The following is a 15483-nucleotide window of genomic DNA, read 5'->3' on the forward strand; positions in this document are numbered from 1 at the left end:
GAAGCATGGACAACAAGCTGGTAGTAAAGGTCAACGAACACGACAACGTCGCCATCGCCATACGCGACCTTGCTGCTGGCGAGGAGGTGGCGCCCGGCGTCTTTGCCCGCGAACCCATACCTCAGGCACACAAGGTGACGCTCGTAGACATCCCGAAGGGTGGCAAGGTCATTCGCTGCGGCGTCGTGCTGGGAACCGTGTTCGAGGACTCCCCCGCCGGCACCTGGATCAACGAGGACTCACTGAAGCTGCCCATCCCACCGCCGCTGGACCAGATGCAGTGGGGCACCAACGTGGGCTGGAATCCGCCAACGCCTCCCGTCACCACCTGGGAGGGATACAAGAGTCCCGATGGTTTCTATGCGGGCACTCGCAACTACCTGGGGATTCAAACCACCGTGCAGTGCGTCACTGGTGTGCTGAACGTAGCAATAGAAAAGATTCGTCGCGAGATACTACCGAAGTATCCCAACGTGGACGGCGTCGTGCCCATAAACCATGCATATGGTTGCGGCGTTGCCATCAACGCGACGGACGCCTACATTCCACAGCGCATCCTGCGCAACATCGCCAGGCATCCGAACTTCGGCGGAGAGTTCATGCTCGTGAGCCTGGGGTGCGAGAAGTTCACGCCACAGATGTTCTGCGAGGACCGTCCCGAGGACAACAACCCCGATAACGTCATCGTCCTCCAGGAGTGCCACGGCTTCGAGGATCAGGTCAACCAAATCTGTGCCATGGCTAAGCGCAAGCTGGCGCACCTGAACCAGAGACATCGCGAGACGCTGCCTCTTTCCGACCTCCTGCTGGGCGTGCAGTGCGGTGGCTCTGACGCATTCTCTGGCGTGGCGTCGAACCCCGCCATCGGCTACTGCGTGGACCTGCTGGTTGCTGGCGGAGGAACTGCCATGTTCTCCGAGGTCACCGAGGTGCGCGACGGAGTCTACCTTATAGCACACCGCTGCAAGGACGAGGTGACCAAGAAGAAGCTCGCAAACGAGATGCGTTGGTACGACAACTACCTCGCGCGCGGTGGCGCAGACCGTAGCGCCAACCCCTCCCCAGGAAACAAGAAGGGCGGCCTCTCGAACATCGTGGAGAAAGCTATGGGCTCCATCGCGAAGTCGGGCTCCTCGCCCGTGGTCGAGGTCCTGTCCCCGGGCGAGCGTCCGACCAAGCACGGCCTCATCTATGCAGCCACGCCTGCCAGCGACATGGTCTGTGGACCATGCCAGCTTGCCAGCGGCATCGGAGCCCAGCTGTTCACCACAGGCCGCGGAACCCCGTACGGTCTGGCAGAGATTCCAATTCTGAAGATTTGCTCGCGCAGCGAGGTAAAGCAGATGTGGCCCGACCTCATCGACATCAACGCTGGTCCCATCTCCAGCGGTAAGCGTAGTATACAAGATGTGGGCACGGAACTTTTCAAGCTACTGATTGACGTGGTCAGCGGCCGTAAGCAGTCTCTGGCAGAAGCGCACGGCCTCGCAAATGACCTGTGCATCTTTAACCCTGCACCCATCACGTAAACAGGCGCCCACCAGTCATCCATCAGACGGACAAAAGAAGGTAACCATGGTACGTTATGCAACATCGTCCGACCTTACCGCCATCTACAACCTCATCAGCACGACCATCATGGATGGGCACCAGCTGAACAAGGGACTGTTTGCCCATACCTTTGTGGATCAGCTGAACGAGGAGCGCCACAAGCTGGGCGTTTACGAGACCGAAGACGGCAAAATCGTGGGCTTCGTCGGTGTCAACTGCACCTGGCAGCTCCATGACGGCGCACGCATTGCCGAAGTCAGCGAACTTACTGTAGCAGAGGAGTATCGCAATGGTGACATTCGCTTCAAACTGCTAGAGTGGGCCGTCGAGGTGGCCTGTGAGGCGGGGTGCGAGACCATGACGCTCAACAGCAGGTTGGGCCATGACGAGAGCCACAAGTTCTACGAGTCTTATGGCTTCAAGAAGACCCACTATCGCTTCGACAGGACTCTGTAGCTGCGACATCCATAACAGTTAGAAGACAGAAGCGAGCCGGTTGGTTTCCCAGCCGGCTTGCTCTTCTTGTAAGCAAACTCTTAACACGCGCCTGCCCTAGTGCCCGCGCAACACGGCGTCGAAGTAGCGATGCTCCACCAGAAGGTCAGCCCACGCCAGACAGATAAGCACGGCAGCCAAGGGGATCAATGCGCTCAGCAGCGACGTGTACGAGAAGAACCCGCACATCACGGTCGAGACGACCGCACCGGCCGTGAAGCACAGGAACAGTAAGACGTGCGCCTTCAGTTTGCGACGCAGGTCGTGACTCTCAGGGTGACAGATCAGCATGGCCAGAGTGGCGACAATCTGGCAGATGTGGTTCGTGACGAAGGTCGTGGTAGCAAGCAGGCCCTCTATCTGACAGTAGGTGTTGAACTGCATGGCGCACACGAAGTTCAGCGTCACCTGGCAGATCTGGTCGGGCCAGTCAGCGGGCATCAGCGCCAGGAACACGACCGCGCACATCTCCAGCGCCACCAGCAGCGTGTCCCAGCGCAAGAAGTGCAGATGCTTCACGCCCTTCCCTATCCACTCCGAGAGGAACGAGCCAAACAGATACGCGCTGATGGGCAACAGCAGGTACGCCGTCGAGAACCACTTCTGCCTGGCCAGGTACATAGCCAGAAATACTACGTTTGCGGTCTGGACATTGCAGAACACGCCGCTGCGCAGGGCAGAAGTGTAGGCACCGTACCAGCCTGCCACGAAGATCAGAAGCCAGAAGATCCATCGTCGCTCGTACTCCAGATACTCTGACCCCATATCCCGCTCCTTTGTCCCATTTGGTTGCGTCTCCATCGCGCGCACCACTCGACGCGCTACTAAGCGCGCACTACGCAAATCACTGTAGTTTTGGACAAAACCGACACTCCTATAGATGTCAAGAGCCGTTTCATGGGCCTTCGACATCTATTGGCATGCTCTCGAGTACCCAGGTGGAATACCTCTCCGCGAACATCCAACTCTCGCACCTTCCGGACTCAAATCCGCTCACCGTGGAAGGCGACACCTCGAGGGCATGCGCGACCTTGGCCTGGTTCAGGCCGGCGCTCTTGCGCGCTTCCCTAAGCGAGAGCCTGTCGACCCGCTCGACCTCCGTCCCTGAGTACATGAGCGCGTGGTAGACCTCGCGCGCGATGTATCTCTTGACGCACCTGATTGCCTCAAGCTTCGAGAGGGCGTGCGGCCCCGACATGCACCGCTTAACGTAGCCTTTTGTCCTTGGGGTCGTATCTCATGCGCCTCGCTGTGACGGTGTGCAGCGCCTTGTTGGCACACCGGTCAGCGTCCCTGTTGAGGTGTATGCAACCCGATGTCTTGCCAGACGATGCCGGGATGGGAGACGTTTTGCACAGCATCGCGAATGTGGCCTTGCTCCTTGAGCCTTTCGGGGTTGTCGCCTGCGGCGACGGCGAGCTCGGAGGTGCCCAGGGTCTTAAGGCACTAGATTGTAAGCAGCGACGGGCAGTGCTTCTCGACCACGCCCCTCATGAGAGACTCGAGGCCGCATCCGTAAAGTGGTGTAAAAGGCGGGCGTGCCAGAGGCCCGCCGCCAAGGTGGGATCGCAGTCGACAAACAACGAGGACACCCAAGAGGACGGACATGGCTCGAATCAATCTTGCACTGGACCAAGACGAGGTACTGGGGCTGCTTACCGACGGGGGCGGGGACGCCTTCAGGCTGCTGCTCCAGGAGACGCTCAACGGGGTACTGAGGGCGAAGTCAGCCGAGCAGCTGTGCGCCCAGCCCTACGAGCAAACGCAGCAGCGCACCGATAGCCACAACGAGACGAAGGCAAGGTCCCTCACGACCAGGGTCGCCACCATCGAGCTGAAGGTGTCAAGGCAGCGCAATGCCCCGTTTGAGACCCTCGTGACCGAGATGGTCGTCACGGGCGTCTTTACAGTGAAGGTGGGCAGAGTCATGGAGGAGGTCTGCGAAAGGTCGTTCTCCAAGCGCTCCGTCTTTTGAGGCCTGCGCCGAGCTGGACCCCGCTATCAGGGCGTTTTGCGATTGGCCCCTTAAGGGCGAGTAGCCGTTCGTGATGGTAAACGCCACCTACCTCAAGGTCAGGGTCGACCACCGCGTGAGGTACAGGGCGCTGCTAAGTCATCGGGGTCTCGCTTGCCGAGTCGCACACGGGACGAGATGCTGGCGGACTTCCTGCGCTCCCTCGTGGACGCCAGAGAGGGGCTCGTGGCGGCCGTAAGGGAGGTGCTGCCAGGCCCACTTGCGCAACGTGTGCAAGGCCACCCCCAAGGGCGTGCGCGTCGGCCTTAAGGGGGGAGCTGGTCGAGAGGCTCAACTGCCAAGCGCACCGGAGGAGAGGCACAGGTGCGACGAGATACTGGCGGACTTGCGCGACGTTGCCTCAAGGGCGGCGAGGGTACTGATCGCCGCGATGCGCCTGTACATGAGGGTGTCCAACTACCTGGAGAGGCTGAACAGGGAGATAGAGAGGCACGCCTGCTTTGTCGGGGTCTTCCCGAGTAAGGCGTCGGTGATCAGGCTGATCGGGTCGGTCCTTACCGAGGAGAACGAGTGCAGCTCGACGCAGAGGAACAGCTACTACGGATAGGACTTACGCGCAGCTCCTGCAGGTGGAAGACGAGCTCGCAAAGATAGCGCGCAACCAAAGGGACATGGCGAAGGCGTAAGGCAGGGAACGCGGCAGCGATCTTACACATGAATTCGGACTTGACCCAGGGAGAAGAGGTAACCCCGCTGTTTGCCATCGGCGCCAGCCTGAGCGTGGTGCTGAAGTCGGCGCTGGGCATGCCCACGGAGCTGGCCGCCATGCTGGGCTGCGCCGCAGTCTTCGGCATCGCCACGAACACGCTGCTGGCGCCCATGTTCATCGACGCTAAGGTGTTCAGCTTTGCCTACCTGCCGTACTTCTTCGTCATGTGCGTGATAGCATATCTCTTCAACATGGACAATTCCATCTATGCCCTGCAGAGGAAGGCACCTAGGGAAACGATGATTAATGCCCCATGACGTACCAGAGGGGACCGGCCACACGACTTTTCTAGGCCGGTATGCGGGAAAGGCGGGGAAGGATGCTCATCCAGCATGTACAGGAGCCGCTATCCTTACATCCGTCCTGCCCCATGCACCGCAAGGAGGCTCCAAGACGGACCAGGCGACTCCGGGAGCCGGGAGGTGCAGCCTGCCGGCAGAGATGCACATGGGTAAGGTTTGCAAGGGCGAAGCAGACATTGAGCATACAGGAGTTCTTCTCTATCCCCTAGTAGCGTGTCCTTAAGGGGTCGAAGCGCCGCTTCACGATAAGGAAGGGATGCTCTACCTTTGAGCGGCCGGATGCCTTCCTGGATTCGATGCCCTTCTCGGAAAAGAGTGCACAGGCAAGACCCTCTCTAGTCGAAGGCTTCCTTAGCAACGCTTTAGCGCATAGATGAGAGGTGTGGGTCTTTATGCGTCCTTAAGGGCGCTTCGCTATACCTATATAGCCTAAAGTCTGCGCAGCAAAACCTATCATCTTCCCTTATGAGTGTATGTGCCACAGGATATGTCAGATACATTCTAGGCGATCGTCTCCACACCATGCACAAGGCCGCCTGCGGCATCCACACCGATATGTGCCTTGTATCCGATACGCCAGGCTCCCCCTTTCTTGGACTGGTGCGCTTTAAGGGTTACGCGTACGGTCTTGGTTCTTCGTTAAGCTTTAAGGCCCAGGTGAAGGTCGCATCCACCATGGAGCCGCCCCGCGCCGTGATCCCTGCCTTCTTAAGTTCTAAGTTCAGGTCGTGAAGCACAAGCTTTACCGAACTCCTCTCGCTTTAAGGCTATGGCGCATCTTCGCAAGTGTCGTTGCATCTGGCACCTGCTCAGACATGAGGTCTGCGTGCACAGAAACGCTGCCAGGAGTGGCAACCCAGGATAGCATCTTTAAGTTTCCTCGTCTTAAGAGAGCAAACATGACCTAAAGCAGGCTACATCCTGTTATGAAGTGACCGTTGTCAAGAGGCAATTTCAGGAAATTTCCCCCCCTGGCTAGCCACATTTGTGTTTCTCTGACAGCATCTGGAAAGAGCTCTGATTTAACAGTTCCCGGCATGTGGCCACTCTGTTATACGTGGATTGGCTACCAACAGGCTAATGGTTTTGCCGTGAGCCCTGCGATCTAAAAGCGTGGATTACTGTTTCCAGTGCCAACATAGGATGGACGCGGATGGCTTAAACCTTACAGTGATCACAGCTCCTTCCAGATGCTGTCAGGTATTTACTTTGTCTATTACTGCATAAATCCGCAGATTCCTGTGGATTTATGCCTTGGCTGCCCATAGACATCATGGACAGATGGCTGTCACAGGACTTGCCGCGTAAGCGGTGCGTAGCACCCTTGACAGACAAATGGACCAGATGTTACTCATGCTGCCTTCTTTTAGGCTTCTCTGAAAGCGATAGTGCCTGTCATCACTGCCCATACAAAGCAGGCAAGTTCCCTGGCAACTGCAGCAACCGCTACATTTCTTTTTTTCCCATGGCGGATCATCCGGTAATACTTGCTTCGAAGTCTTGTGTTTGCTCTGTCAGCATATGCAATGACATCAGCTGTATTTCCGTCCTGCCTGCAGCGCAGTTCCTTGGATTTATGTCCGATCTGTCCCTTGCAGATTCCTTTTGCCCCTTCAATAAGAAGCGTACGAAGATGACTGTTGCCAGCTTTTGAAATTCCGCTACGTTGGATCTTTGTTCCACTGGAAGATTCTCCCGGCGCAAGGGCGAGGAATGCAGCGTAGGTATTGCCTTTGGCAAAACGACTGAAATCGCCGGTCTCTACAATCAGTGAAGGTGCCGTATGAGTCTTTATACCGACAACGCAGCCAAGCTTTTTGACACTTTCCTTGTAATCATCATCGCCAGCAAGTTCCTCGATCCGTTTGTCGAAGCGTTCGATCTTTGATGAGTGTTCCTTATAGGATGCCAGATACTCGTCGAGGGTCTTACGCAGCAGATCATCCAGTTCCAAGTGTCTTCAGCTAGCTCCAGTGCTTGATTGTCCATTTGTTGCCATCATAGAAGAAGCCATGATACAGGCAGAAAGCATTGATCTGCTGTTTGATCTTCTTGAGTGCCAGTTTGTGGTCATCCCTCATACGGAGATATTCTTTTACAGAGTCATCCTTATCGGTGGGAACATGAACCGCAAGATATCCGCCATAGCAAAGACACTGGGCGATCATGTTGGCATCACGTGCATCCGTCTTCACCCGCTTGCCCTGAGGGGCTAGCATTGTGCTCGGCGCAAGAATGACGCATTTTACACCGGCGTTCGTTAGCTGATGGTATAAGGAGTATCCAAGACATCCGGCTTCGTAGCCGCATTCAACAGAATAAGTATCGGTAAGGCCAAGTTTCTTTTTAAGGTTCTCAATAAATTGGAGAACGTTTTTATAATCAGGGGGTACCTGGATGTTGGCGAAGACCCTGTCCTCTGCCCCAACCACAGGCTCCATTGCACACAAAGTGTAATTCGAACTATGGACATCCATTGCGATTTTGAGTACTCTATTCATTAGTGATCTGCTTTTGTATGTGGTAAACCAGCTTACTTTATGTTAAACACCTATCGTATAGCGGCAAATCCACGTTGCTACTAATGTGAGGTCACTTCATATTATCTAAAGCTTTGTCTTTACAGCGCGCACATGCCTGACAAGAGCATGTCAGCGGTAGCTGGTATCTACCAGAACAATCCAGCTGTCCCACACAACGATTGTATCCATTCGCTCCAGGAATGCCTCTCACCCAGTCTTTCTCCTTAGACCTTAGGATTTAAGGTCCTAAAAGCTCATCTGTCTGTCCATATCTTCCTTTTGGATATGCTGGAATGTGTGGATGTAGCTATACCATATCCAGAAGACAGATAGGCATCTATGTGAGTATGGGCACTGCGTGGTTCGAGACATTTTGAGCCGATGTCATACAGCGTACAGCCCCAGCTACCTCATCGAGGCGAATTATTCATCGTTTCCCTAGGATCGCCACACAGCAGAAATAAAGAAAACGGCAGGCCAGAGGTTAATTCTCTGGCCTGCCGCGGATGCACATATTGAGCTTCCCACTACAACTAGCAGTATCAGCGAACGCCGTTGTAGTACGTCCACATTCTGACAACCTTTACGATGCCTTCGTACGTAATACTGTCCTTCTGAAACGTCCCAGGTGTCACCATATATACAAATCTGTGCTGTAGATTTATTCGTCGAGAATACAATCCCATCAGGTTACCCACCAAGGCCTCATATGACGGCGGTCTCCCGAAGGGATCCCTTCTCACCACTTCAACAAGCTGTTTTGTCTTGATGGCTAGCCCTGCAGATTTTAATTTTGAAGCATCTTTTGCTGCTTGCTTGGTAAACTCCACATACCACATGGTTTACCAATCCAATTCAGACTCAGGCACACACTCACTATCCGGCTCATTCATTCCAGCAATAAGGGACTCCGCCATGCCGGGTATCTCCATTAGGTGAAGCGTCTCTTCAATTGAAGCCCACTCATCCTCTCCGATGAGCACAGCTCCTTTCCCCCGGTTGTTCGTTATTGCCACTGGTACGCAGTCCTCATTCGCTTGAGCGATAACCTTATAAAGGTTCTTCCTCAGAGCGGTAGCACTTATTGAAGTCATGTTTCCCTCCTCGATTAACGAACGCGTACGTGTTTACATACACTATATTCTACCCGAATATTTGATTTTGAATAGCCAACCAGTGTGCGGATGGAGGCGGCCCGACCGGCCTGGCCGCCAGGCACTCCTGATGGTATGATCGCATCGCCAAACACGAGATCGCCAGCGGGTCCCATCCGTCTTCGTGTTTGGCGACATCCTGGGCGGATGGGCCCGCTGGCGGACATGTTGAGTGATTATGCCGCACCACAAGAACCCCTACGGCGCCATGGTGGAGTGGCTGTCAGCCACCCAGTTCGCCGATCTTTCCTGCGCACTAGCCGCGAGAAGATGCCGTGAGGAGGTCGGCTTCTGGACGTTCGACGAAGCAGCTAACGCCCACAAGCCCGCTCCCAGATGCCCCTGGTACCACCATGAGCACAACAGCCGCAACTCATCCCATTACAGTGAGAGATCTCCCCTGAGGCTTCCGCGAGCTTTGGGGTTTTCGACAATGAACTGCCTGCGGATTCCCTAACCTTGTAAATGGCCCGGAACGGGGCTGCCGGCTAACCTTCCCCGGACAGCCGTGTGCTCCTGCCTCTTACGAAGGCCCAGGGAGTGTCCCTATAGTCCTGTCAAGCCATAGCAGGTGACTTTTCTACATCTTCAGCCGGCAGCTCCACATATGGCACCCCATCGCGCATCATTGCATAGATGACACAGAGCCTCTTGCGAGCGAGTACCTTAAGCGCCTTGCTGTGCCTCATGCCCCTGGCGCTGCCAAGCATCGTAGTACCTCCCGAAGCGCCTCTTCGTCCCTACGAGCGAGTTGCAGCTGAATACGAGGAGGTTCTTGAGCGCCTTGTTGCCTTTATGGGCGCTCTTCTGCGACCTGATGGAGGATCTGCAGTCATGGTCTGCGGGTACGAGGCCGCAGTATGCGGCGAGCTTGCTGTCTCTTAGGAAGAGCGAGGTGGCGAACATCGAGGCGCTCTTGGGCCCTATGCCCGGGATGGTGAGCAGGCAGCGGTAGGTCTTATCGTCCTGGAGCAGGCGGCCCAGCTCCGCGGAGAGCTCCGCCCCTCTCGGAGCTGGCCGCGAGGATCTCCCTGGCAAGGCTGCTTGCCAGCATGTCCTTTGCATCGGGATGGAAGGGCGAGGAGGGAAAGAGCGTGGGACAGCTTCCAGAATGCATCCCTTGCCTGTACAGGTACGCCGTGTCTCGCGCACAGCGTGCAGTAGTGCCTCCTGCCTGCCGCGGCAAGCCCTGTTGCCCCTCCGCATTCGGCCATGGCCGCGAGCTGCCATGCGCTCGAGAGCTGCACGGCGGCCTCGGCGGCGGGGTCGGACTTAAGAAGCACCGCATGGAGCCTGTTGCAGGCCGGAGCGCCTCGTGGCATATGAGAGCTGTAAGGACACCAGCGATACGCAGGCACCCAGCTCGTCCGTCTCGGCTATGGGCCTGATGGCCGTCCTGTCACCTATGCCCGTCTGCGCGATGGCCTCGGCATCTGTTCGGTCATTCTTGGCCGTTCCGGGGAACATCTCCCAGGCGTACTTCATGGCCTTCCCCGGAAGGTATCCGACGTCGATCCTTTTCGCGCACCACCTGTACACGATAAGCGAGCCGATGTTGTTCTTCTGGTCCACAATTGACCAGGGCGCCCGATTCCGCCTCGTCGAGCAGAGCCTCGATGTTCTCCTGGCACCTGTCCTGCCTGTAGCTGATCTCGATTGTGCCACCCGGGCTCAGGACCACTGCCCAGTGAAATGGTCTCCCCACATCTATGCCGAGATAGAAGCGCTGCGGCCCGAACCAGTCTTTCTGCTTGTGTTCCATGGTGGTACCCTCCTCTTAGGTCGGCAGGCCAGCGTGTCTGAGGGGCGACATCCACACTACCCTGCTATCGTGTGGCACATCCCTATCAGCCGTTTTCGGACAGACCACCATCCCTTGGCAGCAACACCCCCCGGGCCTTTGCAAGAGGCAAGGGCACACGACTGCCCGGGGAAGGCTAGCCAGCAGCCCCTTTCAGGGCCATCTACAAGGTTAGGGAATCCGCAGGCACTTCATTGTCGAAACCCCCAAAGCTCGAAGAGGCCTCAGGGGCTGGCTCTCCCACTGTAATGAGACGAATATGCAACACTTCGCGGGGAGGCCCACCGAGTCGAAGCTAAAGGTTACCCTTTCAGGCATCGCCGACAGCTCTTGGGTCGCAACAGACAACCATGCAAGATATAGCGCGTATTCCTTCCTTACTTGGCGTCGTTGAGCACACACCAAGCGTGGTAAAGGAGTCCAGGGACAGTGAGAAGCGGCCTTGTCAATGCGATACAGCGAAGGCTCAGGCAAGTTCTTGCTTCCCCTCTATGGGGTGTCGACAAAGTGGCTCGGCCACTGCCTCGCCTGCTTCCTGTGGACAAAGCAGACAAAGTATTCGAAGCAGGACAGCAAGGAGATGCTCTCAGGACAGCTTGCAGAAGGCAGCTATGTGCACACGAGGCGCACTTGTCGATATGCCCCAGCCCCTCTGGGACTGCTGGAAGGCAAGGGCCGAGGTCAATGGTGGTCTTACAGAGAGTTTTGCACAGGTACACTCGATACAGGTATAGAGCAGTCACTCTGTCATCACATTTTATTTTATTCTTATCTCACACCTATACGGTTCTTGTCTATCACTGTCATTCGCCTAATAGGGCCGATGAAGGACCCCCGGCTTCACAAGACAAAAAATGAAACTGCACCCGTGCTGGGAATCAATAATGCGTTATCGATTCGTCAGGCACCCAATCCGGCTCAGGAACGAACTCCCTCAGTTGTTTGATCGCCTTAAAGGCCTGCTGCCTACCTTCAAGATACAGGTTCAAGAGCTTCTCTCCACTTGATTCGTCGACGCCGACCTCAACCACTTTTGCTGGTGCAATCACCAGGCAGCTGCCTTCCTTTCCCAAATCCCAAAGTTGCTTTCTGCACTTATTGTAGCGCTCATAGCGGTCTTCGAGAGCTGCAATGAAATAGGGATAGGAGTCATAGCGGTGAGAGCGGAGGACGAGTCCATCATTGCCCAGATCCTTGATATAGTTACGGTCCCGCGTGAGCACTACGACTGCCTTGGTCGCAGGTGTATAGCCTTCAAGGGGTTTGGACCCTCCCAACCCCATCGCCTGTGTAAACGGAATTGAGTCGGTCGTACCGCCGTCGAGATAGTGATGGGAGTTTACATCGACCATCTTTGAGAACAGGGGTAAGGAGGAAGAGGCCCGGATCGACTCCACATCCTCCGGCAGGCTTTTTACGTGCAGGTAGGCCGGTGTACCGAAGGTCACATCTGACGCCACACAGTACATCTGCAGCGGGTTTCGGTTGAAGAGCTCTCCGTTGAACGGATCAAATGTGGACTGCACTTTGTCGTAGAGAAAATCCGCCCGAGCGATGTTGCCTGTCGTGATATAGGACCACATTGACATGAGCCTGGGATCATCCCTAAAGGCCAACATGATGCGCATTGTACGCCCGATCTGCCGACTCTTGTACGATGCGGCACTCATAGCACCTGCCGACACACCCCAGATAGAAGAGAAGCCCCAGATGCCCTCTTCCATCATCACATCGGTGACGCCAGCGGTGAACATATCACGGAAACCGCCGCCTTCCAGTACAAGCGCAACATTTTGCTTCACACCAATAGCCTCCCTGAATGGTCAATCGTCCTGAAAGTTTTTGTACCCGCTTCTCTTGAGTGCTTTACTCACGATTAACCGCTTAGACACGAATGCCCATACAGAGCACCGCTCATACACAGTGCCAGGGCCGTTGTCATCATATATGAGCGCAAGCCCGCTTATCGTACGGCAGACCCCCCGATCGGGCAGCTCGTGGGAGTTATCAACTACCGATCCCACAAACCCCCAGGCACCGTACTCAAGCAGCGCATCGGAAAGCGTCGCCGAAGGCCCAATCATCAAGGTCTTAGTGGATGAACCGAGTTCCAGCATAATGACTACATCACGTAGTATTGCAACAAAAGGCCAAAGGAATCATTCGGATGGATGAGACCTTTGGAATACAACCTGTCACTGGGTCTAGCGGCCTAGGTTCTCCACCTTTTTAGGTCCGCTTCTTTGTTGTAGTCTCAAAAGCGAACAGATATCACAACCGGATAGGAGATCCTATGGCTGTAAATGACAATACCAGCATCAATGGAGCGGGCACTTCACACCGCCCGATGCGCCGTGCAGAGCGTGAGGTTACGGATCCTACCGAAATCCATCAGATGCTTGATGAGATGCATGTCGTCCGCATCGCCTCAACAGATGCCGATGGCCCTTTTATTGTTCCCCTCAACTTCGGATATGAATGGGACACCACTAAGGGACATCCAACAACCCTCCCTACCCTCTGGCTGCATTCCGCAACCCAAGGCCGCAAGGTCGATGCTTGGCACTCCAATCCCAAGGTCGCGCTTGAACTCGACAGACCGATCGGTGTTACCACTGGGAACTTTGCCTGTGCCTATTCGTTGGACTATGAAAGCATCATGGCGTGGGGTACTATCCACGAGGTGCTTGATCCCGACAAAAAACGTCACGGCCTCACCTGCTTGATGAACCACATGGCACCGGGTGTTCCAGTTGAGTTTAAGGATGAGGTAGTGAAGCGCGTCGCGGTATGGCAGGTCAATATCAGCCGACTAACCACAAAACAGCGCGAAGCAAAATAACTTCTGGATAATGGCCATGCCTTCACAAGGCTTGTGTCATCACTACCCACTTCAGATCATTGTTTAAGCAATCAGAAAGGCGAAGGACAAGACTCCCTAGTCCCTCCTTATAACAGACAAAACGAGCCCCCGGCATACTGCCTAAACACGTATGCCGGGGGTTCGTCGTATTGACTATGGTGGAGGTGCGGAGAATCGAACTCCGGTCCAAAATAGACCCCTGATGTGTATCTTCAGGCTCAGTCACTGATTAGATCTGAGGCGTATCGCGTTCAGCGACCGACGGTTAACGCCCAAGCCCGTTTAAGCTTAGGCATGAGGAAAACGAGCAGAAGCCTCATGCAGCATCCCTCTGAGTCGACGCCGCACCACCAACGAGGGAAATCGGTGGATTGACGGCTACTTATTTAAGTTAAGCAGCGAGGGCATAAGAGCCCTCATATGAATTGTTGCTGTCAATTCAATTTGAATTACCCCAGATTAACGTGGAGAGGAGACCACGGCCTGCTGCTCATCTCAGGTCTACCCTGTCGAATCCAGTCACCCCCATAGTTGAGATTGGTGAGACAACTACCTCGTATTGGCAACGCCCACCAGAAACACATATGTAGTATACCCAAAATAGAAAAAAATGCACTCCTGAGCTGGGTTATTTCATGGATTGTGGCTGTATACTGGATTTCAGGCTTCAAGCGAACAGTTCCGGAAGACAGCTGTACATGTTCGGATGGGCGGTAAAACCTGTGACGTGGGGGCCGTAGAGGCCGGTCCGTTTCCACGCTGCAAAAAGAAGCTGATGTGGCATGTCCAAAAGATCCAAAAAGAAGACTCTGTTAGACCACTGTGGATATGAGGTCATGTCGCCTGCTCCCAGTACTTAGGGAACGCAATCGGCATACCTACGTAGCCTCTTCTGGTGGTCTGGTAGACACCGTCGCACCTGCGCCTGGTGAACTCAGGACATCCGCAGTGTGGGCATGTGGCGGACTTGCCGGCCTGCGCTGCCAGCTTCTCGCCTATCATCTGCTTGAGGTCGGCGGTAAGTGCGACCTTCTCCTCGTAGGTCAGCTACTTTGTTAGTTGTCGTATCATATCGAGTATGCGGGGCCTTCTTCAGGTCGGTTTCTTAGTCGAACCCGATTGTAGGACGATCCCGTGACATCTTTTCGCTTCCCTATATCCACAGTGGTCTAACAGAGAGAGCCAATAATATTGCTCCCAGAGACGCAGAAAAGAAGGCAGCGTGATCAACATCTTGTCCCTATGATGCCCTTCTAATTGTCAAGTCGTTTTGAGCATGCGGTTCTGGGCAATGATGTCGTAGTACAGCTCGCGCGCTATGTATCGCTTGACACATCGTATCGCCTCGAGCTTGGAGTGTCCCTTAGACATCTTGCGGGCCACCTAAGCGCGAGTCCTGTCGTCTATCTGCAGCCTTCCTGGCGCAGCGATGTGTATTGCGCTGTTCGCTGCCCTGCCAGCGCCCCTGTTGAGCCTGTGGAGTGTCGTGAGCCCCGACGACGCAGGACGCGCTGCTACCCCGCACAGCAGAACGACGACTCGCTGCTTGAGCCTCTCCGGATTGTCCCCCACTCTGATCATCAGCTGGGTGGCGCCCTGCGAGCTGACGCACTTCTCCTCGAGGATGGCCCCGATGGCTGCATCGAGCTCGTCCACCTTATCGTCGAGGTCCTAGTAGCGAGCGGCGAGCGCCTTGAGGGCGATGTGCGTGGGCGAGCGCAGGGTCGCGCTAGCCGGACGCGCCCGACCTTGATGCAGCGTGACCTGGGGACGAGGCGGGCGGCTGTCATCGCGCACTACTGGTCGCACACGGTGTCGGGAGCCGAGACAATCAGGGAGCGGATCTGCTCGATTGCGGCCTTATGCGCCATCGCGGCGTCGTCCTTGCCCCTGCTGCGCCTGACCGTGCGGTCGGGGGTGCTCACCTCGACGACCTGCACGTGCTCGCGCGAGAGGTGCTTAAAGCAGCTCCGGCACCGTAGGTCCCCGTGCACTCCACACCGAAGCGGGCCACCTCGCCGCCTCGAGTGGGCCCACGCGAGCATCTCGGC

At 55.7% G+C, this 15483-nt stretch carries 23 protein-coding genes, 1 other RNA gene and 1 pseudogene; 7 read left to right on the forward strand and 18 right to left on the reverse strand.

The window, feature by feature from the left end:
- Window positions 1-5: 5 nt before the first annotated feature.
- Window positions 6-1529 (forward strand): UxaA family hydrolase, encoded by a 1524-nt coding sequence (locus J4859_RS14490; protein WP_212330968.1) that lies wholly within the window; start codon window positions 6-8, stop codon window positions 1527-1529.
- 46 nt (window positions 1530-1575) lie between these two features.
- Entirely contained in the window at window positions 1576-2007 is a 432-nt protein-coding gene (locus J4859_RS14495) for a GNAT family N-acetyltransferase (protein ID WP_212330971.1), read from the forward strand.
- A gap of 96 nt (window positions 2008-2103) precedes the next feature.
- On the opposite strand, the gene J4859_RS14500 is transcribed toward J4859_RS14495, so the two are convergent.
- The 3 genes and pseudogenes from J4859_RS14500 to J4859_RS17990 all read right to left on the reverse strand — a co-directional run.
- Window positions 2104-2847 (reverse strand): YoaK family protein, encoded by a 744-nt coding sequence (locus J4859_RS14500; RefSeq protein ID WP_212330974.1) that lies wholly within the window; start codon window positions 2845-2847, stop codon window positions 2104-2106.
- A gap of 94 nt (window positions 2848-2941) precedes the next feature.
- Entirely contained in the window at window positions 2942-3160 is a 219-nt protein-coding gene (locus tag J4859_RS14505; protein WP_371812267.1) for a helix-turn-helix transcriptional regulator, read from the reverse strand.
- Window positions 3161-3169: 9 nt separating this feature from the next.
- A pseudogene (locus J4859_RS17990) lies at window positions 3170-3477 on the reverse strand (transposase); the annotation flags it as partial.
- A gap of 175 nt (window positions 3478-3652) precedes the next feature.
- Between J4859_RS17990 and J4859_RS14510 the strand changes: the two are divergent.
- The 3 genes from J4859_RS14510 to J4859_RS14520 all read left to right on the forward strand — a co-directional run bounded on the left by J4859_RS14510 (window position 3653) and on the right by J4859_RS14520 (window position 5047).
- A complete protein-coding gene (locus J4859_RS14510) occupies window positions 3653-4021 on the forward strand; it encodes a transposase (RefSeq protein WP_212330979.1) in 369 nt (122 codons plus the stop codon).
- Between the two features lie 268 nt (window positions 4022-4289).
- Entirely contained in the window at window positions 4290-4628 is a 339-nt protein-coding gene (locus tag J4859_RS17995; protein WP_212330982.1) for a transposase, read from the forward strand.
- A 107-nt stretch (window positions 4629-4735) separates the two neighbouring features.
- Window positions 4736-5047, forward strand: a complete 312-nt coding sequence (locus J4859_RS14520) for a chloride channel protein (protein WP_212330985.1) — start codon at window positions 4736-4738, stop codon at window positions 5045-5047.
- Window positions 5048-5297: 250 nt separating this feature from the next.
- On the opposite strand, the gene J4859_RS14525 is transcribed toward J4859_RS14520, so the two are convergent.
- The 6 genes from J4859_RS14525 to J4859_RS14545 form a co-directional block, all read right to left on the reverse strand.
- Window positions 5298-5450, reverse strand: a complete 153-nt coding sequence (locus tag J4859_RS14525; protein WP_212330987.1) for a hypothetical protein — start codon at window positions 5448-5450, stop codon at window positions 5298-5300.
- Between the two features lie 256 nt (window positions 5451-5706).
- A complete protein-coding gene (locus J4859_RS17210; RefSeq protein WP_256436764.1) occupies window positions 5707-5829 on the reverse strand; it encodes a hypothetical protein in 123 nt (40 codons plus the stop codon).
- Window positions 5830-6458: 629 nt separating this feature from the next.
- The gene (locus tag J4859_RS14530; protein WP_212330989.1) at window positions 6459-7046 is read right to left on the reverse strand and encodes a transposase; all 588 of its coding nucleotides are present in this window, start codon (window positions 7044-7046) and stop codon (window positions 6459-6461) included.
- 10 nt (window positions 7047-7056) lie between these two features.
- Complete coding sequence (locus tag J4859_RS14535) at window positions 7057-7593, reverse strand: transposase (RefSeq protein ID WP_371812083.1); 537 nt, start codon at window positions 7591-7593, stop codon at window positions 7057-7059.
- Window positions 7594-8156: 563 nt separating this feature from the next.
- Window positions 8157-8453 (reverse strand): Txe/YoeB family addiction module toxin, encoded by a 297-nt coding sequence (locus tag J4859_RS14540; protein ID WP_212330993.1) that lies wholly within the window; start codon window positions 8451-8453, stop codon window positions 8157-8159.
- Window positions 8454-8456: 3 nt separating this feature from the next.
- Entirely contained in the window at window positions 8457-8708 is a 252-nt protein-coding gene (locus J4859_RS14545) for a type II toxin-antitoxin system Phd/YefM family antitoxin (protein WP_212330995.1), read from the reverse strand.
- Window positions 8709-8946: 238 nt separating this feature from the next.
- Here J4859_RS14545 and J4859_RS14550 point away from each other — a divergent pair, with 238 nt between their 5' ends.
- Entirely contained in the window at window positions 8947-9225 is a 279-nt protein-coding gene (locus tag J4859_RS14550; protein ID WP_212330997.1) for a hypothetical protein, read from the forward strand.
- A gap of 209 nt (window positions 9226-9434) precedes the next feature.
- On the opposite strand, the gene J4859_RS14555 is transcribed toward J4859_RS14550, so the two are convergent.
- The 5 genes from J4859_RS14555 to J4859_RS14570 all read right to left on the reverse strand — a co-directional run bounded on the left by J4859_RS14555 (window position 9435) and on the right by J4859_RS14570 (window position 12686).
- Entirely contained in the window at window positions 9435-9806 is a 372-nt protein-coding gene (locus J4859_RS14555; RefSeq protein ID WP_212331000.1) for a transposase, read from the reverse strand.
- A 234-nt stretch (window positions 9807-10040) separates the two neighbouring features.
- Entirely contained in the window at window positions 10041-10307 is a 267-nt protein-coding gene (locus J4859_RS14560) for an IS110 family transposase (RefSeq protein WP_249113835.1), read from the reverse strand.
- Window positions 10210-10530 (reverse strand): hypothetical protein, encoded by a 321-nt coding sequence (locus J4859_RS16510; protein WP_249113859.1) that lies wholly within the window; start codon window positions 10528-10530, stop codon window positions 10210-10212. Before J4859_RS16510 ends, J4859_RS14560 begins: the two co-directional genes overlap by 98 nt.
- A 917-nt stretch (window positions 10531-11447) precedes the next feature.
- Window positions 11448-12371: a patatin family protein gene (locus J4859_RS14565; protein ID WP_212331005.1), complete on the reverse strand. Its 924-nt coding sequence runs from the start codon at window positions 12369-12371 to the stop codon at window positions 11448-11450.
- Between the two features lie 21 nt (window positions 12372-12392).
- Complete coding sequence (locus tag J4859_RS14570) at window positions 12393-12686, reverse strand: hypothetical protein (protein WP_212331008.1); 294 nt, start codon at window positions 12684-12686, stop codon at window positions 12393-12395.
- A gap of 176 nt (window positions 12687-12862) precedes the next feature.
- Here J4859_RS14570 and J4859_RS14575 point away from each other — a divergent pair, with 176 nt between their 5' ends.
- Window positions 12863-13411 (forward strand): pyridoxamine 5'-phosphate oxidase family protein, encoded by a 549-nt coding sequence (locus J4859_RS14575; protein WP_212331011.1) that lies wholly within the window; start codon window positions 12863-12865, stop codon window positions 13409-13411.
- Between the two features lie 177 nt (window positions 13412-13588).
- Here J4859_RS14575 and ssrA read toward each other — a convergent pair.
- The 4 genes from ssrA to J4859_RS17215 form a co-directional block, all read right to left on the reverse strand.
- Window positions 13589-13959, reverse strand: a transfer-messenger RNA (tmRNA) gene (gene ssrA, locus J4859_RS14580).
- A 307-nt stretch (window positions 13960-14266) separates the two neighbouring features.
- A complete protein-coding gene (locus tag J4859_RS14585) occupies window positions 14267-14434 on the reverse strand; it encodes a hypothetical protein (RefSeq protein WP_212331014.1) in 168 nt (55 codons plus the stop codon).
- A gap of 381 nt (window positions 14435-14815) precedes the next feature.
- Window positions 14816-15088 carry a transposase gene (locus J4859_RS14590; protein ID WP_212331016.1) on the reverse strand — a complete coding sequence of 91 codons (273 nt, stop codon included), beginning with the start codon at window positions 15086-15088 and terminating at the stop codon, window positions 14816-14818.
- Window positions 15089-15228: 140 nt separating this feature from the next.
- A complete protein-coding gene (locus J4859_RS17215; RefSeq protein ID WP_256436765.1) occupies window positions 15229-15357 on the reverse strand; it encodes a hypothetical protein in 129 nt (42 codons plus the stop codon).
- Between the last annotated feature and the right edge of the window lie 126 nt (window positions 15358-15483).

Source organism: Atopobium sp. oral taxon 416, assembly GCF_018128285.1.
In the GTDB taxonomy this organism is placed as follows: domain Bacteria; phylum Actinomycetota; class Coriobacteriia; order Coriobacteriales; family Atopobiaceae; genus Olsenella_L.